Origin of the sequence: Thiomicrospira microaerophila, from assembly GCF_000934765.1 — a bacterium.
Lineage (GTDB): Bacteria > Pseudomonadota > Gammaproteobacteria > Thiomicrospirales > Thiomicrospiraceae > Thiomicrospira > Thiomicrospira microaerophila.
The window spans coordinates 10,830-16,934 of sequence record NZ_KN882198.1; the positions used below are offsets into that span (position 1 = coordinate 10,830).

A 6,105-nucleotide genomic window follows, 5' to 3' on the forward strand; every position below is an offset into this window, starting at 1 on the left:
GTCTTAATCCCCTATTTGGCGGGGCTGATCATGAACAGTTGTGGATAACTTTTTTGTTACTTTTCAATATCTTACATAGGTAAATTTCTGCCTATATTTTAGGCAAAAAAGTTATGTTTGAAAACGAACGAATTTACCCTTACTTATCCACATTGTTAAAGATCGTCAACTTAAGTCATTTTACTCTATTTAAGTGGATTAATTAACTACTCAGAACAATAGTTAATCAAGTCTGACCTTGATTTAATCAACCTAATACGATTTGCACTGCAGCTTTCATAAAAATCATTCTTAGCATCTTCGGACTCGATCATTTTATCAAACAATGGACTAATGCATAATAAAGTTTCCAGTTGTCCAATATCTTGTATCGACTTTATTTGTTGAATTATCTCGCTTGACTTATGCGCCTTCCCCGGTGCTGATGCAACCTTCGCTTCGATAGATATCAATTTATTATTCTTAATCAACATAAAGTCTATCTCACGCTTTAAATCATTAACTCTGATATTTTGCATTCGGTGAGATTTCAATAACCCAGGGATAGAGTCCAACCAGGACGAGATTAATGTTTCAAACCATAGACCTTTCAACCATCGCTGAAATGCTTTATGTCTTTTCTTTGGCGATGAACCAGGGAAATAAACTTTGCCCTCCATGACTTGTACTGACCCTGATGAAATGACTTCAAGTTTTTTAAACCACGCCAGCGTTTCATCCTCTGATAGTGGTAACCAATCCGTTAGTGGCCAATTTACCGATTTTGTATTTTCTCCTAGAGCCCATGCTTTTTGAAGTTTCATCGTTAAAATATGATGCGGATGTGTTGGGTTGGACTCGTCATATGTTAGGTATGCCTGCCATATGTCATTAGCCAGTTTGACTGCTTCTGGGTTAATGTCTAGAGGATTCGGTTTTATTTGCTCAATAACTTTGTAGGTTTCAAGCGCGCTTTTAACTGAAAGCGTTTCTATAGTTTTATCCTCAAGCGGCTCATAGACAGGTTGATGCCGCCACCTCTGAAGATGCGGATAGTTAAATGCCTTATAATGTACTTCGGTCCATGGCAGAGCATCCAGGAGTGCAATCGGCATAATCTTTGTACCACCGGTGATGTTTATCATCCAATGGTAATCTTCATGACGCTGATAATAAGGCTTAACCTCCTGCTGAACCCACTTCATCATCTCTTGATATGACTCTCCAGAGAGATTCATGCTTTTGGGCCAGATTTCAATCAACCAGTTGGGGTTTAACTGTGTTATAACGCCTTTTAATCGCTCTGTTGCATCGTAAAAACCACTACCCGACGTTGAAATTAAAATCACTTTATGAATATCGCAACCAAGAGATATCAAAGTAGCTAAACCTGGCACATTATGAGCGGAAACAATTAGCACATAAATAACCTTATGCTCCGGTTCTGCTTTCATGTTAGTTTTCATTCTTAATGGAAATTAAAAGGTGTACATTGCATTAAGCCATCCCATATCTCAAACTCATTACTCAATCTCCAAGACGTTAATGCATCGTGTGGAGCACGCGGCAAAGTTTGCTCCAGTTGAAGTTGGTCAAATCTTGCTTGGTACTCAGGTTGCAAGTTCAGGCCTAGGTGGTCCGCCAAATGTAAAATAACATACCCAATCCACTGAACCGTGACCCCAACCTGTTCGGTATCAAGCGTTAAATCTAATGCATTGCGAAACTCTGTGACTGCACCAGATGTGTCATTATTCTGGGCTAGGAGTACGCCCCTATAGGCGTAAATCCATTGCCACGGATGATGCTCTGACTGGCTACACCATACTTGCGAGTGTGAAAGATAAGATAAAATATACTCCTCAAATTCATGTGGACTTCTTACAAATGCCCGCAGCATTAAGTGATGCAGATACTGAAGCTCAACAGGATTCGATGCTTGGTTAAAAGCTAGCTTACGCATGGCCTTTTTTATATCTGTTTCAAAGTTAAATAAATGCGCCTTTATGTTTGCTACCCAACCATCCTGATTAGCATCCATTTGAGCCATTAACAAATAGGTATACGTTTGCTTACGTTCGCGATGAGATTGAGTGCGATCAGATAGCTTATCAATGGAGTCTAGCGCGCCCTCAAAGCATTGAATAGATTTGTCTGCATTAAGTTCAAATGCATTAAGTTGACCCAACGTTGATTGTAACTTGGCATAATTAGCTAACCCTACCGTTGCAACTGGATAAGTGAGCCACTTTTCCACTAAGGGTTTAACGGATGAATACTCAAAAGCATTGGTTGCCGCTACGGCTATGCGAAGCGAAACTTCCATTGCATCTGGCGCAGATTCATCAAAAAGCTGGTTACTCAGTAAAAAGGCTTGATCTATTAGTCCCACATTCATTCTACCTGAATGGTTTGATTGAGCTAACTGAAATGCTAACCATTGCAACTTAGCCATAGGCGGTAGTTGCTGCTCTGCTGGACGTGCTGCTTCGAGCCAGTCAAGGTAAAGACCTAACGTTTTTGTTGAATATTGTTTGGCTCGAAGTCTCTCTAATATTAAGTCCAAATAACTCAACCAAAGACTTGGATTGTCTTTTAATGAAACCTTTAAACGATCCATTATTGTGTTTAACAAGCTATTTCTAGGCTCATCAATAATGCTCGACAGCATTTTGTACCATTGATCAGGCTTCAGTTCATGCTGGTTAACATTCAAATAAAACTGTTCAATACTCTCAGAATCAGGACGCATTAAACAATGTGCCTCAAGACCAGAGCGTCTTAGACGCTCTTTAGCTAAACCATCTTTACTGCCCCACATATGCGCTATAGTATCGACATAACCGTTATAAGGTGAACCATCCTTACCGATAAAACGCATGGAGAGTTTACAGTTTTTATAACGCTCTGGATCGACAGCGATCAACTCACTCTCAATGCGCTCGGCAATGACTTGTATAGAATAGTTAGATGTATACACACCACGTTGCTCAATTTCAAAATTAAGTTCAGTTGGGCTATTAGGGTCAAATGGCGTCATCAATACAACCCAGCGCGTTAGCTGATAAATGGCATCAAACCAACGTGATTTTACATCGAGACCTTTATCATTTACTGTAAAGCCAAATACGCCTACCTGCGCATTAATTGTATTTTGGATGACTTCATCATTTTGCTGATGAGAGGCCTCGGTAGCGTGATGTCTGTTTAATTTTGGCAATGCGTTTTCAACATAATCAGGAATCGCTAAACATACAACACGACCTAGTTTTTTATCTGCATAACCCAACTGTTGTGCATCGTCGTAATTAAATGTTTCACCCGTCTCATCAACGACAAACGTCCAGCGTGATGTCGGAGGTAAAAAACGAAGGTTATTGGGGTGGTGATTGTCGTGCATAGTCAACTTAACTGAACTATTTTTCGGCTTTATTTCGTTCTTAGCTATTGTGTTTAAACCAAATTTTTTAGCTTGACGAAATCTAAACTCTACCAAACGCTTGTAATGAGGAAGTTCCATGTTTGGCTGAGATTGCAACCAGACCTTAATTTCATCGATAGCTGCCGCGTTTTTCGAACCTATCGCCTGATTCACTTTCTTCTTAATTTCTTTTTCCAGCGCATTAGCTTGCTGACCTAGCAGGATATTGTCTTTCGCTTTTTTTGTCATGCCCCGATTGGATGCTTCACGGCGCTGCACTTCAATTAATAGCTCGTTGAGCTGGCGATCAACGTCTTTTGAAGATGTCCAGCTGGCGATTTTTAAAATTTCATTAAGTAGTGCACCAAAAGAGAGGTTGGCGTAAGGTTGGTTATTTGTTTTTACTTTTTCAGTGACGACAGGTTGCTCAACTTCTACAGACTCTTGTATCTCTGATACCCTATCTGTGTCTACATCAGACAGGGATTCAGCCTCTAGTGTATTGAGGTTTAGCCACTCTGTCTTAGTCGGGTCAAAACACAAGTACTGTGCATCAGAAAGCGTGTGAGCGGCTTGCATCCACCACGCAATCGGTGTATTTACCTGCCCCAAAACGCACTCAACCGAGGTTAGCGATTTTATCAAATCGCTTAATTCTGACTTCGTTGAACTAAAATTGTCTGGATCGGACGGCTTGAATAAGTGGATACTTGTGCTATTTTTAAAAAAAAACATTTGATCTTCTGGCAAATTGCAGAGTTGCAATATTCGGTATTCCTGCTTCTTCATGTGACTCCTCGGTGCGTTTATTTAAATGGGGCTAGTAACATCCTTGACACAGTAGGGCTTTATTTCGACGCAAAGCTCATCTAACTGACTAGAAGTAAGCTCTTGACCTCTCCATTCATAGGGAACGTTAAATGACAAATGAAAATATGATACGCCAATTTTATTAATTTGTGCAATTAGATTCACGGGTAGATTTCCTATTACCTGATCCCCTGACTGCAAAACGTCCGTATTCAAATGCGCTAAGTGTTTATCATAGGCAATATGGTTTTTTTTAAACCACTCGAGTGCACCCTGATGTCTTGTAATTAAATATATCATAATGCACATCCTCACAAATTTTAAAAAAATTATGATAATTGAATTCAGACTATAAAACATAACTCGCAAGTTTGTGATGTATTCCTAGTTATAATTAACGACGTATAATATGTTTAAATTTTTTTGACGCTTAGTTTTTTTAACATATCTTGAGAGAAACATGAACGACATGACTTCACCTAACCATTTTTCCAGAAGAGTTTTATACTCTGTGCTAGGCTTATCTCCACAAATTTTAACAGAGACCCTTTACGCTCTTCAGGCGTCCGTTGACCCTTGGATACCAACCGAAATTCATGTACTAACAACACTAAAAGGTGCTCAACATTGCAGGCTTGCATTATTTAGTGAAAATGGTGGGTGGTTTCATCGTTTTTGTAATGATTACAATCTACAGTCTATTCACTTTGATGAAAGTTGTATTCATGTTTTGAAGGATAATAAAGGAAATGCCATTGATGACATACGCACACCCGAAGAAAATAATGCTGTTGCGAACTTGATTACCTCACATATCAGAGAAATAACATCTGATCCTAACACGGCTATACATGTATCTATAGCAGGCGGTCGAAAAACCATGGGGTTTTATGCCGGTTATGTTTTGTCGATGTATGGGCGTGAACAAGATAGGCTATCACACGTATTAGTTGAACCCAAATTTGAAGGTCATCCTAACTTTTTTTACCCGACACCTTACTCTCAGGTTATCAGGACTCATGATCAGCAGGAGTTACTCGAAGTAAGAGAGGCTAAAGTTGATTTGGCTTATCTGCCGATTGTACGTATGCGCCATGCGATTGATCAAACGCTAGTGTCTAAAGCTCAAGACTTTAGTGAACTGGTTGCACACCTTCAACAGTCTTTTGAAGTACAGGATATCGAAATCAACATACATAACAGAACGTTAACCGTTGATAAAAATGAAATAAAACTAAGCCCTGTAAATTTTGCGTTTTATTTATGGCTAGTGGACAAACGCAAGGAAAATGTTGGCATTATCGTACCGCCAGAAGGATATCCAGATGAGAGTTACCGAGATGAATTCATAAAAATGGTAGATCAAGTAATAGGCGATAAGTATGACATGGATCGATCATTGTCGTCCATTCAAAACGGGATGACAAAAGAATTCATATCACAAAGGAAAACCTCAATTAAAAAACAACTTAAAGAATCACTCGGTGTTAACGCTAAACACTATGAAATAATCGCAAACAAAAAAGGCGGGCAATTCATTCACTCATTGTCATTGGACTTGAACAAGATTCATATTTCTTAAATATTAATCAAACAAACAGTAAATAGCTAGATTATTATGTCATGTTTTCATCAAATCACCGCATTAACTATTAACCCCATATTACCATCATCTTCACCCTGAAGTTGTTGACATCAAACCATTAGTGGAGGGGTGTCAACAGATCAATAAAACAGCGCGTTTTAATACCATGTTGAGTTTCCATAATATTAATTATAGAAACTCATCGTCTTAATCCCCTATTTAGCGGGGTGATCATGAACTTACAGCAGAACAACTAAAAGACATCAAAGCTAAGTCTTAATCCCCTATTTGGCGGGGCTGATCATGAACG

Annotated in this window: 4 protein-coding genes; 1 reads left to right on the forward strand and 3 read right to left on the reverse strand. The window is 39.1% G+C overall.

Annotated features, from left to right (window positions below):
* Positions 1-206 precede the first annotated feature (206 nt).
* From NA59_RS13800 to csx16, 3 genes are read right to left on the reverse strand one after another with little or no spacing between them, the layout of a single operon-like run.
* Positions 207-1,433, reverse strand: a complete 1,227-nt coding sequence (locus tag NA59_RS13800) for a PDDEXK family nuclease (RefSeq protein WP_044414212.1) — start codon at positions 1,431-1,433, stop codon at positions 207-209.
* 14 nt (positions 1,434-1,447) lie between these two features.
* On the reverse strand, positions 1,448-4,189 hold the full coding sequence (locus NA59_RS13805; protein WP_044414215.1) for a hypothetical protein: 2,742 nt from the start codon (positions 4,187-4,189) through the stop codon (positions 1,448-1,450).
* A gap of 21 nt (positions 4,190-4,210) precedes the next feature.
* Complete coding sequence (csx16, locus tag NA59_RS13810; protein ID WP_198401130.1) at positions 4,211-4,510, reverse strand: CRISPR-associated protein Csx16; 300 nt, start codon at positions 4,508-4,510, stop codon at positions 4,211-4,213.
* Positions 4,511-4,670: 160 nt separating this feature from the next.
* Between csx16 and csm6 the strand changes: the two genes are divergently transcribed.
* Positions 4,671-5,792: a CRISPR-associated ring nuclease Csm6 gene (gene csm6, locus NA59_RS13815; RefSeq protein WP_044414218.1), complete on the forward strand. Its 1,122-nt coding sequence runs from the start codon at positions 4,671-4,673 to the stop codon at positions 5,790-5,792.
* The last annotated feature ends 313 nt before the right edge of the window (positions 5,793-6,105 follow it).